The 18,204-nt window shown below is 70.6% G+C and carries 13 protein-coding genes; 5 read left to right on the top strand and 8 right to left on the bottom strand.

The genetic code is table 11. The annotated features are described in order from the left end of the window. Positions 1–3: 3 nt before the first annotated feature. From DEI94_RS07215 to DEI94_RS07205, 3 genes are all read right to left on the bottom strand, one after another. On the bottom strand, positions 4–1,323 hold the full coding sequence (locus DEI94_RS07215) for an RNA polymerase sigma factor (RefSeq protein ID WP_111008795.1): 1,320 nt from the start codon (positions 1,321–1,323) through the stop codon (positions 4–6). 284 nt (positions 1,324–1,607) lie between these two features. Beyond that, complete coding sequence (locus tag DEI94_RS07210; protein WP_111026026.1) at positions 1,608–2,948, bottom strand: MFS transporter; 1,341 nt, start codon at positions 2,946–2,948, stop codon at positions 1,608–1,610. A gap of 65 nt (positions 2,949–3,013) precedes the next feature. Then, positions 3,014–3,952 (bottom strand): proteasome assembly chaperone family protein, encoded by a 939-nt coding sequence (locus DEI94_RS07205; protein WP_375334614.1) that lies wholly within the window; start codon positions 3,950–3,952, stop codon positions 3,014–3,016. A gap of 105 nt (positions 3,953–4,057) precedes the next feature. Here DEI94_RS07205 and DEI94_RS07200 point away from each other — a divergent pair, with 105 nt between their 5' ends. From DEI94_RS07200 to sucB, 3 genes are all read left to right on the top strand, one after another. Then, positions 4,058–5,548 (top strand): leucyl aminopeptidase, encoded by a 1,491-nt coding sequence (locus tag DEI94_RS07200; protein WP_111026024.1) that lies wholly within the window; start codon positions 4,058–4,060, stop codon positions 5,546–5,548. 146 nt (positions 5,549–5,694) lie between these two features. Then, positions 5,695–7,068, top strand: a complete 1,374-nt coding sequence (lpdA, locus tag DEI94_RS07195; protein ID WP_111008791.1) for a dihydrolipoyl dehydrogenase — start codon at positions 5,695–5,697, stop codon at positions 7,066–7,068. Positions 7,069–7,138: 70 nt separating this feature from the next. Next, complete coding sequence (gene sucB / locus DEI94_RS07190) at positions 7,139–8,668, top strand: 2-oxoglutarate dehydrogenase, E2 component, dihydrolipoamide succinyltransferase (protein WP_111008790.1); 1,530 nt, start codon at positions 7,139–7,141, stop codon at positions 8,666–8,668. A gap of 5 nt (positions 8,669–8,673) precedes the next feature. Here the strand turns inward: sucB and DEI94_RS07185 are convergent, their stop codons facing one another. After that, positions 8,674–9,696: a hypothetical protein gene (locus tag DEI94_RS07185; protein ID WP_146249424.1), complete on the bottom strand. Its 1,023-nt coding sequence runs from the start codon at positions 9,694–9,696 to the stop codon at positions 8,674–8,676. 349 nt (positions 9,697–10,045) lie between these two features. On the opposite strand from DEI94_RS07185, the gene DEI94_RS07180 reads away from it, so the two are divergent. Next, positions 10,046–10,759, top strand: coding sequence for a DUF4191 domain-containing protein (locus tag DEI94_RS07180; protein ID WP_111026020.1), 714 nt, complete (start codon positions 10,046–10,048; stop codon positions 10,757–10,759). Between the two features lie 172 nt (positions 10,760–10,931). Here DEI94_RS07180 and DEI94_RS07175 read toward each other — a convergent pair whose 3' ends face one another. Continuing rightward, positions 10,932–11,372, bottom strand: coding sequence for an RDD family protein (locus DEI94_RS07175; protein WP_111026018.1), 441 nt, complete (start codon positions 11,370–11,372; stop codon positions 10,932–10,934). Between the two features lie 138 nt (positions 11,373–11,510). Between DEI94_RS07175 and glnA the strand changes: the two genes are divergently transcribed. Beyond that, positions 11,511–12,935, top strand: coding sequence for a type I glutamate--ammonia ligase (glnA, locus tag DEI94_RS07170; protein ID WP_111008786.1), 1,425 nt, complete (start codon positions 11,511–11,513; stop codon positions 12,933–12,935). Positions 12,936–13,153: 218 nt separating this feature from the next. On the opposite strand, the gene DEI94_RS07165 is transcribed toward glnA, so the two are convergent. The 3 genes from DEI94_RS07165 to DEI94_RS07155 are packed head-to-tail and all read right to left on the bottom strand — an operon-like array spanning position 13,154 to position 17,707. Next, the gene (locus DEI94_RS07165; RefSeq protein WP_111026016.1) at positions 13,154–14,587 is read right to left on the bottom strand and encodes a UDP-glucose dehydrogenase family protein; all 1,434 of its coding nucleotides are present in this window, start codon (positions 14,585–14,587) and stop codon (positions 13,154–13,156) included. Next, complete coding sequence (locus tag DEI94_RS07160) at positions 14,584–16,143, bottom strand: glycoside hydrolase family 26 protein (RefSeq protein WP_111026014.1); 1,560 nt, start codon at positions 16,141–16,143, stop codon at positions 14,584–14,586. The genes DEI94_RS07165 and DEI94_RS07160 overlap by 4 nt, the downstream gene beginning before the upstream one ends. Continuing rightward, positions 16,136–17,707 (bottom strand): glycosyltransferase, encoded by a 1,572-nt coding sequence (locus DEI94_RS07155; RefSeq protein WP_111026012.1) that lies wholly within the window; start codon positions 17,705–17,707, stop codon positions 16,136–16,138. Before DEI94_RS07155 ends, DEI94_RS07160 begins: the two co-directional genes overlap by 8 nt. Positions 17,708–18,204: the final 497 nt, after the last annotated feature.

Raw genomic sequence — 18,204 nt, 5'->3', positions numbered from 1 at the left:
GGCCTACTCGAGGTAGTCGCGCAGGGACTGCGACCGCGACGGGTGGCGCAGCTTCGCCATCGTCTTCGACTCGATCTGGCGGATGCGCTCGCGGGTGACGCCGAACGTGTCGCCGATCTGGTCGAGGGTCTTCGGCATGCCGTCGCCGAGCCCGAAGCGCATGCGGATGACGCCCGCCTCGCGCTCGGACAGCGAGTCGAGCAGGCTCTCGAGCTGCTTCTGCAGCATCGTGAAGCCCACTGCGTCCGCCGGGACGACGGCCTCGGTGTCCTCGATGAGGTCACCGAACTCGCTGTCGCCGTCCTCGCCGAGCGGGGTGTGCAGCGAGATCGGCTCGCGGCCGTACTTCTGGACCTCGACGACCTTCTCGGGCGTCATGTCGAGTTCACGCGCGAGCTCCTCGGGCGTGGGCTCACGTCCGAGGTCCTGCAACATCTGCCGCTGGACGCGGGCGAGCTTGTTGATGACCTCGACCATGTGGACCGGGATGCGGATGGTCCGCGCCTGGTCCGCCATGGCGCGGGTGATCGCCTGCCGGATCCACCAGGTCGCGTAGGTCGAGAACTTGAAGCCCTTCGTGTAGTCGAACTTCTCGACGGCACGGATGAGGCCGAGGTTGCCCTCTTGGATGAGGTCGAGGAACTGCATGCCGCGACCCGTGTAGCGCTTGGCGAGGCTCACCACGAGGCGGAGGTTCGCACCGAGCAGGTGGGACTTCGCGCGCTGACCGTCGCGGGCGACCCACTTGAGCTCACGCTCCTCTTGCTTGGACAGCCCCGTCGCGTGCTGGAGCTTGTCCTCGGCGAACAGGCCGGCCTCGATCCGCATCGCGAGCTCGACCTCCTCGGCCGCGTTCAGGAGCGGGACCTTGCCGATCTGCTTCAGGTAGTCCTTGACCGGGTCCGCCGTGGCGCCCGTGATCGTGGTCGAGTAGACCGGGACCTCGTCGTCGTCGGCCTGCGAGATGACGAGCGCGCCCGCCGGAGGGGCCGCCTCGGGCGCGGGGGTCGCCGTGTCCTCGGACTCGGTCTCCTCGCCGTCCTCGGTGTCGCTGTCCTCGGAGTCGGCCGCGACCTCGGTGTCGTCGGCCTCGACGTCGACGGCGTCCTCCGGCGCGTCCTCGACGGTGTCCGGCTCGTCGTCGGCGGGGGCGGCCGCCTTGCCGCGCGCGGTCTTGGCGGTCGTCTTCTTCGGCGCGGCCTTCTTGGCGGGGGCGCGCTTCTTCGGCGCGGCGGGTGCCGCGTTCTCATCGGTCGCGGTCTCCACCGTCTCGGCGTCGGCCGTGGCCTTCGTCGCATCGATCGTCGTGCTCCGGGCAGCCATGCGATCACCTCTCTCGTCGTGTCACGTCCTGGGTCGTGACGGCCCCTCGCTGTCCTGCCCCCGCCGTCGGCGGACCGACGTCAGGACCCTGCGTTCCGGGCAGCATGAGGACCCATGTCAAGTCCTCGTGCCCCGATCACCACGAGCCGGAGCTCGCCGCTGATCGGCGTACCAGGACCCGAACGGGTCCGTACGCCATTATTGCACGTCCCGCCGCCGCCCGACGCGTGTCGTCCGCTCGAGGTCGATCGAACGCACGATGCGTGGTCGGGTGGGATGCGATGTCAGGGTCTGGTCGGCCCGTCCGTCGTACGGCCGGCGCGCATACGCCGCACCAGAGCAACCCAGAGGGGGCCGACGCGTATTCCGTCCTCGGCGTGGATCCGTGCTCGCGTGCGGTGCCGCGCGACGAGGAGCATCACCACGCCGAACCCCACCACGACGTACTGCACGAGCAGGGCGACCCGGAAGGACGACCACGCGAAGACCGCCGCGCCCGTGTGGTCGTGGACCGCGTCGAGCACGACGCCGATGCAGTACATCATGACGAAGGCAGCCAGGAACCCGCCGACGTTGACGACGCCGTTCGCCGAACCGAGCGACCCGACGGGGTTGAAGGTCCGCGCGAAGTCGAAGCCGATGAGGGACCCGGGGCCGCCCACGCCGAGGACCACCACGAGCACGACGACGAGCCACGTCGGCGGAGCGCCGGGCCAGAGCAGCACGGCCGTCCACGCGGCGAAGATGACGCCCACGATCGTCAGCACCAGGTTCGACCGCCGGAACGGGAAGCGTGCGCAGAGCACCCCGAGGACCGGGCCGACCACGAACCCGACGAGCACGATTACCGTGAGGAACGCCGCCGCCACGGTCGCGGAGTACCCGAGCCCGCGCTCGAGCATCGGCACGCCCCACAACAGGCTGAACACGGTCCCAGACGACTGCGTGACGTAGTGCGACCAGAAGCCGAGCTGGGTCCCGGGACGCCGCAGCGCCTGCCCGAACGTCGAGAACGCGCCGCGCCGCGAGCCGGGCAACGGGATGGCGTCCGTCCGCACCGCGATCGGACCGTTGCGGACGAACGCGGCGACCAGCACGAACCCGGCGAGGCTCACCGCGGCCGCGACGCCGTACGCGGCGCTCCACCCGGAGGCGTGGAGCAGGACCGCGAACGGGAACGCCGAAGCGATCTGCCCGAGCTGCCCCAGGTTGCCGGTCCACTGCGAGATCTGCGGGAGGATCGGCCCGGTGAACCACATCGGCAACAGCCGGATCACCGAGATGAAGGTCATGGCGTCGCCGGCGCCGACGAGCACCCGACCGCCGATCGCGGGACCGATCGTCGGTGACATCGCGACCACCGCCTGACCGACCGCGAGCAACGCCGCGCCGGCGGCGACGAGCCGACGTGGCCCGACCCGGTCGAGCAGGATCCCGACCGGGATCTGGAGGCCCGCGTACACCGCGATCTGCACGACCGCCAGCGTCGAGAGCACGGCCGCGGACACGGCGAACCGCTCCTGCGCCTGGACGCCCGACACACCGAGCGACGACCGCTGCAGCACGGCCAGCACGTAGGCGAGCACGGCGACGGACCAGACGGTCCACGAGCGGCGGGAGTTCATCCTCGCCAGCGTATCCAGCGGCCGCCCTCTGGACCGTGCGGCTCCGGCTGCCGACGTCGTGCGGCTCAGTCGAGCGTGGCGTCGCCCGCGACCCCGTCGGGGCCGTCCGGGCGGCGGTCCGCCAGGAAGCGCTCGAGCTCGGCCGCGATCGCGTCCGCCGTCGGGACCTCACCGTCGGCACCGGTGAGCGGCGACGACACCGGGTTGCCCTCGACGTACGTGTCGTGCCGCTCCTCGAGTGCCTGCACGAGGTGCTCGAGCTCGCCGTTGCCCGCGACCTGCTCGTCGACGCGGTTGTGGAAGTCGCGCCCGAGTTCGCGGAGGCGGTCCGTCGGGAAGATCAGGCCGGTCGCCGCCGCGATGCCGGAGAGCGCGGCGACGGCGGCGTCGGGGTACTCGGTGTCGGACAGGTAGTGCGGGACGAGCAGCACGAGACCGGTGACCTGGCGGTCGAGTTCGCTCATGCGGTGCTCGACGAGGTGCAGCACGTTCGCCGGTGCCTGGGTCTGCGGCTTCCAGATGCTCATCGACTCGACGAGGTCCGCGCGTGTCCCGCTCACCGTGATCCCGATCGGACGGGTGTGCGGGACGGGCATGGGGATGGACTGGATCCACGTCGTGTCGGTGACGGCCAGGTCCTCGGCGAGGTCGACCACCGCGCGGACGAACCGGTTCCACTGGAAGTCCGGCTCGTACCCGGAGAGGAAGAGGAACGGGCGACCGAGTTCGTCGTGCACGAGGTGCAGCGTCAGACGGGACGGCGTGACCTCGGCGATGTGGTCGCGGTCGAACGTGATCACCGGGCGGCGCGCCCGGTAGTCGAGCAGGATGTCCGGATCGAACTCCGCGACGAGCACCGCCCCCGGACCGGCGAGCAGCGTCTCGGTCACCTGACCGACCGCCGTGCCGGCGTCGGCGAACCCCGTCAGGCCCGCGACCAGGTGCAGACCGGGCGGGACGTCCGCCGCTGCCGCGGTCAGCGTGTACAGGTCTTCGGGGTTCATCCCGACCATGCTAGGCGGGGCCGTCGGACACCCCCGACCGCCGCTGCACGCCCAGAGCGAACAGCTCCGACGGTCCGGCACGAGCGCGTCAGTAGGGTTGGCGCTATGGTCCGCCCCACGCTCGACACCACCTCCGACCGCCCCGACAGCGTCGACGCCGACGTCCTCGTGCTCGGGGTCCGCCCGGGCTCCGACGGCTCGCCCGCCGTCGTCGCCCCCACCGCCGACGGCACCGTCGTCGACCTCGGGATCGACCTCGCGGCGCTCGGCGTCCGCGGCACGAAGGACCAGCTGGTCCGGCTGCCGGCGCCCGGCCTCGCCGCGCGCAGCGTGGCGCTCATCGGCCTGGGGAGCCGGGTCGACGCGGCGTCGATCCGTGCGGCTGCCGGCAGCGCCCTCCGACAGCTGCACGACGTCGTCTCGATCGCGCTGGGCCTCCCGACCGATCACGAGGACCTGGTGGACGCAGCGCTCGAGGGCGCGGCCCTCGGGACCTACACGTTCACCCGGCACCGCGGCACCGGCACCACCGGACCGGTCCGCGGCGACCAACGGATCACGGTGCTCGCGGCCGCCCCGGCCGAGGCCACGGTCCGACCGGCGATCGTCGCCGACGCGGTGGCGCTCGTCCGTGACCTCGTCAACACCGCTGCCGCCGACATGGCGCCCGAGGACGTCGCCGAGGCCGCCCTGGACGCAGCGCGCGGTCTCCCCCTCGACGTCGAGGTGCTCGACGTCGCCGCGCTCGAGGAGCAGGGCTACGGCGGGATCCTCGGGGTCGGCCGCGGCTCCGTCCGGCCGCCCCGGCTCGTGGTCGTGCGGTACGCGCCCGACGGAGCGTCGAAGCACCTCGCGCTCGTGGGCAAGGGCATCACCTTCGACTCCGGGGGTCTCTCGCTGAAGCCCGCCGCGAGCATGAACGGCATGAAGGACGACATGACCGGCGCCGCCACCGTGCTCGCCGCCACGGTCGCCGCCGCCCGCCTGGGGCTCCACGTCCGCGTCACGGCGTGGCTGTGCCTGGCCGAGAACATGCCGTCGGGGTCCGCCACGCGCCCCGGCGACGTCCTGACGCTCAAGAACGGCAAGACCGTCGAGGTGACGAACACCGACGCCGAGGGGCGCCTCGTCCTCGGGGACGGCCTCGCCGCGGCGTCGCTCGAGGTCCCGGACGCGATCGTCGACGTCGCGACACTCACGGGTGCGCAGGTCGTCGCCCTCGGTGACCGCACGTCCGGGCTGATGGGATCGGACGACCTCGTCGACCGCGTCCGTGCGGTGGCCGAATCCGTCTCCGAGCTCGTCTGGCCGATGCCCCTGCCCGACGAGCTGGACGCGCGGCTCGCGAGCGAGGTCGCCGACATGGTGAACGCCACGCCGGGGCAGCCGGCCGCCGGGATGCTGCTCGCGGGCCGGTTCCTCGAGCGGTTCGTCGGCACCCGCCCGGACGGCAGCACGATCCCGTGGGCCCACCTCGACATCGCCGGGCCCGCCGAGAACAAGGGTGGCGGGTACGGCTGGCTCGGCAAGGGTCCGACCGGCGTCATGGTCCGGACACTCGTCGCCCTCGCAGAACAGCTGCAGTCCGAGGAGTAGGGTCGTTCCGGCGGATGTGCTTGTCATCCGCCGACTGCTCACACACGGCACGGGACCCGAACCAGGGCACCGACCGCCGGGCGCCGCCGCGGCGCGGCGTTCCACGAGGGCCCGATCGGCCCTCTCGCACGAGGGAGTTGCACCAGGTGACGGAAGAGACTTACGACGTCGTGGTCCTCGGTGGCGGCAGCGGCGGGTACGCCGCGGCGCTCCGGGCCGCGGAGCTCGGGATGAGCGTCGCGCTCGTCGAGAAGGACAAGCTCGGCGGGACCTGCCTGCACCGCGGATGCATCCCGACCAAGGCACTGCTCCACGCGGCCGAGATCGCCGACGGCGCCCGTGACGCCGAGCGTTTCGGCGTCAGGGCCCAGCTGCACGGCATCGACGTCCCGAAGGTGATCGAGTACCGCGAAGGTGTCATCACCTCGAAGTACAAGGGCCTGCAGGGGCTGATCAAGGCGCGCGGCATCACCGTGGTCGAGGGCTCCGGTCGACTCACCTCCCCCACCACCGTGCAGGTCGGTGAACGCACCGTGACCGGCAAGAACGTCGTGCTCGCGACCGGTTCCTACTCGCGCAGCCTGCCCGGTCTCGAGATCGGCGGGCGGGTCATCACCTCCGAGACCGCCCTGCAGATGGACTACGTGCCGAACAAGGTGGCCATCCTCGGCGGCGGTGTCATCGGAGTCGAGTTCGCCAGCGTCTGGAAGTCCTTCGGCGCCGACGTCACCATCATCGAGGCGCTGCCGCACCTGGTCCCGAACGAGGACGAGGCGATGTCGAAGCAGCTCGAGCGGGCGTTCCGCAAGCGCGGCATCGGGTTCTCGCTCGGCGTCCGGTTCCAGGGCGTCGAGCAGCACGAGAACGGCGTCGTCGTGACGCTCGAGAACGGCTCCACCGTCGAGGCCGACCTGCTGCTCGTCGCCGTCGGCCGCGGTCCCGTCACGGCCGGGCTCGGCTACGAGGAAACCGGCATCCGGATGGACCGTGGGTACGTGCTCACGGACGACCGGCTCCGCACGAGCGTCCCCGGCGTGTTCGCCGTCGGCGACATCGTCCCCGGCCTGCAGCTCGCGCACCGCGGGTTCCAGCAGGGCATCTTCGTCGCCGAGGAGATCGCGGGGTTGAGTCCCGTCATCATCGAGGACAAGAACATCCCGAAGGTCACCTACTGCGACCCCGAGGTCGCCTCGGTCGGGCTGTCCCAGGCGAAGGCGGAGCAGGAGTACGGCGCCGACAAGATCGACGCGTACGACTACAACCTCGCAGGGAACGGCCGCAGCCACATCATCGGCACGTCCGGCTCGATCAAGGTCGTGCGCGTGGTCGACGGTCCGGTCGTCGGCGTGCACATGATCGGTGCGCGCGTCGGCGAACTCATCGGTGAGGCCCAGCTCGCGGTGAACTGGGAAGCCCACCCCGAGGACGTCGCCCCGCTGGTCCACGCACACCCGACCCAGAACGAGGCGCTCGGCGAGGCGTTCCTGCACCTCGCGGGCAAGCCCCTCCACGCACTGTGACGCTCCGCCGGACCCGGTCGAGCACCACCGCACCACCACACCACCACGCCTTCGAAGAGGAGTCCACCTGATGAGCGAATCCGTCAACCTCCCGGCGCTCGGGGAGAGCGTCACCGAGGGCACGGTGACCCGATGGCTGAAGAACGTGGGCGACCGCGTCGAGGTCGACGAGCCGCTGCTCGAGGTCTCGACCGACAAGGTCGACACGGAGATCCCGTCACCGGTCGCGGGTGTGGTCGAGGAGATCCTCGTCGGCGAGGACGAGACCGTCGAGGTGGGGACGCCGCTGGTCCGCATCGGTGACGGTTCCGACCAGGGCGCGTCCGACGACGCCCCCGCGCAGGATGCCGCGCCCGTCGAGTCGAACGAGCCGGTCGCGCCCGAGAACGAGCAGGCCGCCGACCAGGAGGCCCCGTTCGCCGCCCCGACGGACGAGCAGGACCACGAGGTTCCCGCACCCGTCCCGGCACCGCCGGCGCCGCCCGCCGTCCAGCCGATGCCGGCCGCGCAGGCCGCTCCCGCCGCTCCGCCGGCCGCCGTGCCCGCGCCGCCCGCCGCCGTGCCCGCGCCGCCGGCGCCGGTCCCCGCTCCTCCGGCCGCCGTGCCGTCAGCCCCCGCGGCGGCGCCGCAGTCCCCGGCGACGTCGGCCACGGTCCCGAACCCGACCACGTCAGGCACCTCCGGATACGTCACCCCGCTCGTCCGCAAGCTCGCGAACGAGAAGGGCGTCGACCTCGCCACCGTGACCGGCTCCGGTGTCGGCGGGCGTGTCCGCAAGGAGGACGTCCTCGCAGCCGCCGAGGCCGCTGCCGCAGCGGCAGCCTCCACCGCGTCGACCACGGCTCCGGCTGCGAGCGGGACACCGTTCGTCGCCGAGGTGTCGCCGCTCCGCGGCACCCGCGAGAAGATGACGCGCCTGCGCAAGGTCGTCGCCGAGCGGGCCGTGCAGTCGATGCAGTCCACCGCCCAGCTCACGAGCGTGGTGGAGGTCGACGTGACGAACGTCGCCCGCTTCCGCGACGCGCACAAGGCCGAGTTCCAGCAGAAGACCGGCTCGAAGCTCAGCTTCATGCCGTTCTTCGCCCTGGCCGCCGCCGAAGCCCTCAAGGCCCACCCGAAGCTCAACGCCACGGTGGAGGGCGACGAGATCGTGTACCCGGAGACCGAGAACCTCTCGATCGCGGTGGACACCGAGCGCGGGCTGCTGACCCCGGTCATCCGGGACGCGGCGGAGCTGAGCCTCGCGGAACTGGCCGGCAGCATCGCGGACCTGGCCGCGCGGACGCGCAACAACCAGCTCAAGCCCGACGAGCTCTCCGGAGGCACGTTCACGCTCACGAACACCGGTTCGCGTGGTGCGCTGTTCGACACCCCGGTCGTGTTCCTGCCCCAGTCGGCGATCCTCGGCACGGGCATCGTCGTCAAGAAGCCGGCGGTGATCAGCGTCGACGGTCAGGACGCGATCGCCATCCGATCGACCGTGTTCCTCGCCCTGTCGTACGACCACCGGATCATCGACGGTGCCGACGCCGCGCGGTACCTCGTCGCGGTGAAGAACCGGCTCGAGGCGGGCGACTTCACGGCGCACCTCGGGTACTGACGCGATCACGGCGGCCCCGGTCCTCGCACGAGGACCGGGGCCGCTGTCGTGCCCGCACCGGGCGACACCGGCATCGCGGTCGCCGCACGCGGCCCGCCCGTGAGCACGAGCCCGGTGACGAGCCCGACCACGCCCAAGAGGCCGCCGATCGCCACCCGGAGCGGGAGCCGCCGACCCCCGGGTACCGGCAGACCGGCCGACAACGCGCCGACGATCGTGCCCACGCGGCTCGGGAGCGGCGCGGGCGCGCCGTCGCCGTGGCCCGCGCCGGCACGCACCGCTCCCCCTGCGCCCCACCGCGTCGCTCCCCCATGCACCGCAGCCGGCGAGGCCCTGTCGGTGGCGACCGTGCCCGGGAACGTCGCGTCGTGAGGCCATCGGACCGGGCGAGGCACCGCCGCGGCGACCATCGCCGCGGGCACGCGATCGGTCCAGCCGTCGACGTCGGCGCGCGCCTCGTCGAGTGCGCGCAACACGCGGTCGACTTCGGGCAGACGCGGGTCCGCCCGCTCCCACACGACGCGGCACGCCACGAGCAGGCCGTCCACACCGGCAGGCGCGCGGTGGCGACGTCCCGCCGCCGAGGAACGCATCATGGCGCTCTCCGTGCCGGAACCGGGCAGGTGTGGCGGACCCCCGGATGCGCCGGGGGGCGGCTCGGCGACGACGACCGCCCCCGAGCGGTCCACGAGCACGTCGGACGGACGCACCGGGCCGAACGGCAGGAGGCCCGGGGTGCTGCCCGACACGGCGGCGCGCACGGCGAGGCGGACGAGCGGCAGCCCGAGCGTCACCGCGACACCGACCGTGAGTCCGCCGAGCACGTCGAGCGCGATGGGCAGCGGGAGACCCTCCACCTGACGGACGAACGCCATCGGGAGGCCGTCCGGACCGGCAGCCAGCGCGGAGACGCGGACGAGGTGGCGGTCCTCGTCCACACCTCGCGCTGCCACCCATCCGAGGAAGCCAGCAGCCGCGTCCACGTCGACGCACGGGATCCAGGAGCCGGGCCACCCCTGGTCGTCCACCACGACCGCCTCGGCGACGTCGGTACCCCCGTCCGCTTCGGTACCGTGGCCCCGTCCACGGTCGACGCGCGGGGTACGCCGGTCGGGTCTCCGGGTGATCCGGACCTGCGGTGGCGCGATCCGCCCGTTCCGTCGCCCGTCCCTTCCGCGCAACCATCCGTCCATGCCCGGTAGCATCGCGGTCCCCACGCCGCCACGGCCCGCCACGGAATCCACCAGGGGAACGATCGGGCGGCCGGGCACATGTGGACGACGGCTCCCGCGCCCTCCACACGGACCAGGACGGTTCGTTCGCCCACAGCGCCGACCTCGGGATCACCGGTGTCCGGGCAGGCCGTATCCTGGACGCATGGCACGCACCACGACCCCGGAGCTGACGGCGAAGGAGCCCGGACGTCTCAAGCAGATGTTCCAGGTCTTCCAGATGACGCGGCGCGCCGACCCGACGTCGCTCGGGTGGTTCATCCTCGCGTTCGGCGTTCCCGTGCTCGCGGGCGTCCTGCTGGCGTTCCTGCTGCCGAACCAGACCGTCTTCGCCCAGATCCTCTGGATCGTCGCGGGCGTGCTGCTCGGCGTCCTGTTGTTCCTCATCGTGCTCGGGCGTCTCGCCGAGCGGGCGGCGTACTCGCAGATCGACGGCCAGCCCGGCGCGGTCGGCGCCGTCCTGTCGAACTCCCTCCGCCGCAACTGGCGGTCGAGCGAGATGCCCGTCGCCGTGCATGCCCGGTCGCAGGCCGCGGTCTACCGCGCCGTCGGGACTCCCGGCGTGGTCCTCATCACCGAGGGACGGACGGCGACGCTCTCCCGCCTGGTCGAGGAGGAGCGACGCAAGGTGCACCGCATCGTGCCGAACGTCGCGCTCCACGTGATCGCCGTGGGCGACGGCGAGGACGCCGTCACGCTGCACCGGCTGCCACGGCGGATGAACCGTCTGAAGCGTTCGCTCAACCGCAACGAGGTCGTCGCCGTCGCGAACCGGCTCGACTCGCTGACCCAGAACCCCGCGTCCGCGATCCCGAAGGGCATGGACCCGACGCGCATGCGTGCCGGGCGACCTCGCTGAGCACCCCGGATCACGACGAAGGCCCCGCTCGACTGCGGGGCCTTCGTCGTCTGCGCCCTCCGCTCGCGGGGCGAATCGTCGGCGCCCTCAGCTCCCGGGGCGAAACGTCGGCCCCCTCCGCTCGCGGGGGCGGAACTCGCGTGTCCGCCTCGTCCCCTGACGGCGCGCTCGGCTATCGGCGGACGAGCACGGTGCCCGGGATCCGGTCGTGCAACCCACGCTGATCCCGGTCGAAGATGAACGCGGGGATCACGATGCACAGCAGGACCGTGCGGACCACCGGCCGAACCACGCCGATGTACCCGGGTCGAACAGGTACGACCCGCAGCCCCACGCACAGGTGACCGAAGCTGCCGCTGAGCACGGCGATGAAGACGATCTGCAGCACGGCGAAGATCCCGAGGACCCACCAGCCCTCGGCGACGTCGCGGCCGGACGGGTAGACGTGGAGCGCCACGGCGACCAGGTCCGCCAGGACACCGTCGATCGCGAGGGCAGCGATCCGACGACCGAGCCGAGCGACGCTCCGGGACCCTTCAGCCGGGAGCCCGAGGTCCTTCCCGGGCCAGGTGTCCGACGAGGCGGCGGGGGCTGAGTAGGTCGGACCGAGCATACCACCCAGGGTACTGGGCCGACCGCCACGTAACATGCCGGAAACAATGCAGTCACGTCGGGGAAATGCCGGGTCAATAGCCTCGACGGAGGTAGCCTCCTGGCCCCCGCCATCACCAACCATTGGAGAACGACTCACATGTTCAGTGATTCCTCCGAGGTGCTCGCGTTCATCAAGGACACGGATGTCAAGTTCCTCGACATCCGCTTCACGGATCTGCCCGGTGTCCAGCAGCACTTCAACATCCCCGCCTCCACGGTCGACGAGGACTTCTTCGCCGTCGGGCAGCTCTTCGACGGTTCGTCGATCCGCGGGTTCGCCTCGATCCACGAGTCGGACATGCAGCTCATCCCCGACGTGACGACGGCCTACATCGACCCGTTCCGGGCCGAGCGGACGCTGATCATGGTCTTCGACATCTACAACCCGCGGAACGGCGAGATCTACGCCCGTGACCCGCGTCAGGTCGCCAAGAAGGCGGAGAAGTACCTCGCGTCCACGGGCATCGCGGACACCGCGTTCTTCGCCCCCGAGGCCGAGTTCTACATCTTCGACGACGTCCGCTACGAGGTGAAGCAGAACAGCAGCTTCTACGAGGTGGACAGCGAAGAGGGCGCCTGGAACAGCGGTCGTCGCGAAGAGGGCGGGAACCTCGCGAACAAGACCGCGTACAAGGGCGGGTACTTCCCGGTGTCGCCGGTCGACAAGACCGCCGACCTGCGTGACGACATCTCGCTCAAGCTCATCGACTCGGGCCTCGTGCTCGAGCGCGCCCACCACGAGGTCGGCACGGGCGGGCAGCAGGAGATCAACTACCGCTTCGACACGATGGTGCACGCGGCCGACGACATCCTGAAGTTCAAGTACATCGTCAAGAACACCGCTGAGCAGTGGGGCAAGGTCGCGACCTTCATGCCGAAGCCGCTGTTCGGCGACAACGGCTCGGGCATGCACACACACCAGTCGCTGTGGAGCGACGGCTCGCCGCTGTTCTACGACGAGAACGGCTACGGGGGCCTGTCGGACATCGCCCGCTGGTACATCGGCGGCCTGCTCAAGCACGCCCCGGCGGTCCTGGCCTTCACGAACCCGACGATCAACTCGTACCACCGGCTCATCCCGGGCTTCGAGGCCCCCGTCAACCTCGTGTACTCGGCGGGCAACCGGTCGGCGTCCATCCGCATCCCGATCACGGGCACGAACCCGAAGGCGAAGCGCATCGAGTTCCGTGCACCGGATGCCTCGGGGAACCCCTACCTCGCGTTCGCCGCGCAAATGATGGCCGGGCTCGACGGCATCCAGAACCGCATCGAGCCGCACGAGCCGGTCGACAAGGACCTCTACGAGCTCCCGCCCGAGGAAGCCAAGGGCATCCCGCAGGTGCCGTCGTCGCTCCAGGAGGCCCTCGCCGCGCTCGAGGCCGACCACGAGTTCCTCACGAAGGGCAACGTCTTCACCGAGGACCTCATCCGCACCTGGATCGACTACAAGTACGAGAAGGAGATCCTCCCGTACGCGCAGCGCCCGCACCCGTTCGAGTACGAGATGTACTTCGGCGTCTGAGTCGAAGCCGCTCGCGAGAGGCCCGCACCCGGCAGGGTGCGGGCCTCTCGTCGTCTCGTCACCGCGGAGGACGGCCGGGAGGCACGGATTGGGAGGCACGGGCCGGGCCGCCCGCGAGCGTCACCGCAGCGCGCGACGCGGGACGGACCTCCCGGCCGTGTGCGGGAACGGCGAAGGGCCCGTGTCCGCCGACACGGGCCCTCCGGTTCCCCGCGGGGCTAGCGACTCGTGGCCATCAAGTCGTTCGTCCCGGCGGCGATGCTCACGGGTGCACCCGCGACCGAGGCGGTCCGGCCCAGGGATCGGACGGACCACCCCGCCTTGACCCAGTCGGTGACCGGGATGCAGTTGCGCGCGTCGATCACGATCGCGCGACCGACGAGCGCACGGAGGCTCGACGGGTCGGCCTGCACGATGTCGTCCCACTCGGTGAGGACGAGCACCATGTCGGCACCCTCGACCGCGGCCTCCATGCTCTCCGCGTAGGTGAGCGTCGGGAAGCTGCGCTTGGCGGTCTCCATGGCCTCCGGGTCCCAGAGCGAGACCTGCGCGCCACGGAGGTGCAGGGCCGCGGCGACGTTGAGCGCCGGGGAGTCGCGCACGTCGTCGGTGAGCGGCTTGAACGCGGCGCCGATGACGGCGATGCGCCGGTTGAGCACCGAGCCCTGGGCCGCCTCGATCGCCATGTCGATGACGCGCTGGCGCTGGCCCATGTTGATCTCGTCGACCTGCTGCATGAGGCCGACGACCCGGTTCGCGCCGAGTTCGGACGAGCGGTGCATGAGCGCACGGATGTCCTTCGGCAGGCAGCCACCGCCGAAGCCGAGGCCCGCGTTCAGGAACTTACGACCGATGCGCACGTCGTGCCCGAGGGCGTCGGCGAGCGTCGTGACGTCCGCGCCGGCGATGTCGCACAGCTCCGAGATCGCGTTGATGAACGAGATCTTCGTGGCGAGGAACGCGTTCGCGCTCACCTTGACGAGCTCGGCGGTCGGCAGGTCCGTCGCGATGACGGGCGTGCCCTCGGCGATCGGTGCGGCGTAGACCTCGCGGATGACGGCGTCCGCCGCCGCGGAGGCACCGCCCCAGACCAGGCGGTCCGGGTGCAGCGTGTCCTCGACCGCCTTGCCCTCGCGGAGGAACTCGGGGTTCCAGATGAGCTCGACGTCGATGCCGGCGGGCGAGAACTCGGCGACGAGGGAGCGCAGCCGTGCCGCCGTACCGACCGGGACCGTCGACTTGCCCACGATGAGACCCGGGTGCGTCAGGTGCTCCGCGACGGACCGGGTGGCGCTCTCGACGTAGCTCAGGTTCGCCGCATGGCTACCCGCTCGCTGGGGCGTGCCGACGCAGATGAAGTGCACATCGCTCGACGCGACCGCCTCGGCGAGGTCCGCCGTGAAGCGGAGCTTGCCGCTCGCGACGTGCTTGGTGATGAGTTCGGGGAGCCCGGGCTCGTAGAACGGGACCTCGCCCGCGGCGAGGGCCGCGAGCTTCGACGGGTCGACGTCCACGCCGATGGTGTCGAACCCCATCTCGGCCATGGCCGCGGCGTGCGTCGCACCGAGGTACCCGGTCCCGATGACGCTGATCCGGGGCGCCGGGCGGGTGTCGAGCCTGGTGGCGGCGTGCTCGCTGTTGCTGTTCGTCACTTGCTGACCTCCTGCAGGTCGTAGTCGATGTCGGTGCGTGCGATGCCCGCCGTGAACGCGGCGAGGCTGTCGGAGCGCGAGTCGATGCGCCAGTCGTTGGTGCTGCGGACGCCGTCCGCGATCGTCGTCGCGGTCTCGTCGAAGTACGAGAACCCGATGATGTCCTTGTTCTGCGGTTCGGCCAGGGCGTCGAAGAGCGACGTGATCCACGCGGCCTTCTGGCTCGGTGCGTTGGCCGAGCCGATGCTGCCGCCGGTCTCGGTCGCGCCGATCTCGGCGAGGAAGATCGGCTTGCTGCCCTCGGTGTGCGGGAGCGCGCGGATCTGCTTGAGCGTCCCGGCGAAGGTCTCGTCGAAGGTCGCCGGCGTGGACGCGTCGCGGTAGTACCCGCTCATCCCGACCCAGTCGACGTACGGGTCGCCCGGGTAGTACTCGTTGAGGTACCCCTGCGTCATCTTCACCGAATTCGCGTTCGGCGACAGGTTGTCGATGCGCGTCGGGGACCAGTCCCAGATCACGTCGGCGTTCGCACCCTCGTTCTGGAAGATCGTCCAGACGTGCTTCCACATGTCGGTGTAGCTGTGGGTCGCGTTGCGCTCGTTCGCGGGGAGGCTCGTGATGTTCTCGGACCAGTTGTACCAGGATCCGTTCATCTCGTGGTCGAGCCGGATCACGAGCGGCATCCCATTCGCCTTGACGGCGTCGGCGTACTGCTTGATGTAGGCGTCGAAGTTGCCGTTGATGATGTCCGCGTTCGAGTACCCCGCGATGTAGGGGCTGTCGTTGCCGGTCTGCGACGGTGCGGTCTCCCACGTCATCACGGGGAGGCGGCCGTTCGCCCACGACCGCTGCACGGCAGTCGCGTTGAACGCCTGGTCGAAGCCCTGGAAGTACCCCGCCATGTTCGCCGCTGTGCCGACCTTCTGCTCGATCGCGTCGTAGTCCGCCCAGTTGAACGGGGACTGCGGCGTGTACAGGCCGTACCAGCGGGACGTCTGCGCGAGGACCTCGGCCTTCGTCGGGGCCGCGACGGCCGCCGTCGAGGTCGACGACGCCTTGGCCGGGTTCCCGGCGGCCGCGGGGACGGCACCGGACCCGCCGGACCCGTTGGAAGCGCTGGCGGAACCGGACCCGCCCGACGTCGATCCGGACGCGGTCGTGGTCCCGCCGGACGCCGCCGACTCGGCCGTGCCGAGCTTGGCGTACGCGGTCTTGAGCTGCGCCTGCAACGAGGCGAGACGTTCGGCGCGAGAGGCGCCGGAGGCGTTCGCGGACTGGAGCTGCCCCTCGAGCTTCCAGATGCGGTGCTGCGCGGCGGTGAGCTTCGCCTGCAGCTTCGCCGCGTCGGCCGTGGCGTCCGCGGTCTTCTGGGCCTGGGTCTTCACGCCCAGCGCGTGGTGCACGGCGGTGCTGACCACGTTGCCGGGCGAGATCCAGACGGCCCATGTGATGAGCGCGAGGGCGACGACGATGGCGGTGGTCCCGACGGCGGTGCGCTTGGCGTGCTTGCTCGACGGGGCCCACCAGCTTCCGGAGTGGCGGATGGATTCAGACAATGGTGAGTGCCTCCAGGGCGAAGATCGCGACACCGATGAGGTACGGGATCACCGCGTAGGGGTTGACGCGCTTGGCGGGCGTCGCCGCCGCCTTGCGCGAGATGCGGGCGTCCCGGACGGTGTCCCGACGCGTCGCGAGGACGGTGGTGGTGGAGGTGCTGGTGGCGTCGGCGCCGGTCGAGGAGCCGAGTTGGAACATCTGCTCGAACTCGCGGTCGACCTCCTCGGAGCGGACCTCGTCGATCCGGTCGATGGGGCTGACGGGCGGGGTGCTGTCGTGGCCGGGGACGGGCACGGCGGGCTCGGTCTCCATCGGTCCGCCCGCGTACGCACCGGCGCGGGTGCCCCAGCCCGAGGCGTGCGCGAGGCGGAAGAACCCGAGCAGCCGGATCGGCATGAGGAAGAACGTCGAGACGATGATGAACATCGGCAGGCGGACGAAGTCGGACGGCTTCTCGGCGAGGTGCCGCATCTGCCGGATCGCCATGCTGAGCACGCTCGAGACGACCATGAGCGCGGCGACGTAGACGAAGCCGGTCGAGAACCCGTACTGGTGCAGGATGCCCTGGTAGAGGTTCTGGCCCTGACCGGTGAACGCGCGGTACACCCAGCCGGCGATGACACCGAAGAGCATGAACGGCAGGATGATGTCGGTCACGAAGAACAGCGCGAGGATCGGGGCGTGGCCGATCATCCACGGGAGCATCCGCAGCGTGTTGTACTGCGAACCACGCGCCCAGCGGAGCTGCTGCTTGAACAGCTTCTTCACCTTGAGCGGCGCGTCTGTGTACACGAGTGACGTGTACTGGTAGACGGTCCGGTAGCCCTCCTTGAGCGTGAGGTTCGTGAGCGTCCGGTCGTCGGACACCTCGAGGAACACGCCCATGAACTTCTCGGTCATGAACTTCTCCATGACGCGCATGAGGATGCTGCGGCGGAACGCGATCGTCCGGCCCGGCAGGCACCCGATCTGCCCGAGCACGCTCTGCGCCGGCATCGAGTAGAGGGCTCGGGAGTTCTCGAGCCAGTCGGCCCAGCGGGTGATCCAGCTGCGTTCGGGTTCGAGGATGCGCTGGCGCGTCGTGACGCCGCCCACGGACTCGTCGGCGAACGGCTTGACGAGTTCGTCGAGCGTGCCGGGGGTCCAGACGGTGTCCGAGTCGACGAGGATCGTGATGTCACCGCGCGAGAGCTCGGTTCCGATCTTGACGGCGTTGCGCTTGCCCGGGATCGGGGTGTGCGTCCAGGTCACGAGGGGTGCGAATTCCTCGCAGACCTGCACGAGCCCCGCGTTGGGCGCGCCGTTGATGACGACGATGATCTCGCCCGGACGCTGCTCGACCATGCGGCCGATGACGTCACGGAAGAGGTCGAGTGGCTCGTCGACGACGGGGACGACGACGCTCGTCGTCCCCGTGAACGTGCCCGTGTACGGCCGGTACCGGGCGGAGATCACCACCTTGGCGATCCAGAGGAGCCAGATGATCGCCGAGTACACGGTGAACAAGTAGAACTCCGGGTGTCCATCGACCATCTGGCGGATTTGGAGGATGAAAGTGAACATCGATCCCTGCTTCGGCGTTCGAGGTGGGATTCCGCGCCATCGGGGAACCAGGGTCAGTTCGGGTGCTTCATTTGTGACAGAGCCTGCCGGAGTCCGCAACGCGGCCCCCGTCCGGGGGTGTTACACGTGCGTTACGGGGTACATCGGGGTCGGTCGTTCGCCCTACCCGACATGTCCGCCGTCCGCCCGACAGCAGGAAGGGGGACCGACGGTTCCGCATCGAGCCGATGTTCCAGCGCCGGAAGGGCCGTTCGCCGCTTCGGTCCGTCTCGCGTGATCACCTGGTCACAGCATGTTTTCGTGCTCGACAGGTGTCGTCCGGGAGCCGGACCGGGAGCACTGCGTCGAACCGAGCGCGACGCCGGGCCGGAGCCGCGCAGTCCCTGAGCGCCGGGGTACACCGTTCCCAGGTCGGGGGACGATCCGCGCCAACACGAAATCACCCGTGATCGTCGGGCGCATCACCCGCGAGATCTGCATCTCGGGCGTGTCGGGCG

The organism is Curtobacterium sp. MCBD17_040 (assembly GCF_003234805.2).
Classification (GTDB): Bacteria; Actinomycetota; Actinomycetes; order Actinomycetales; family Microbacteriaceae; genus Curtobacterium.
The sequence above is the reverse complement of the archived record's forward strand: the minus strand, read 5'-3'. Positions and strand labels throughout refer to the sequence as shown.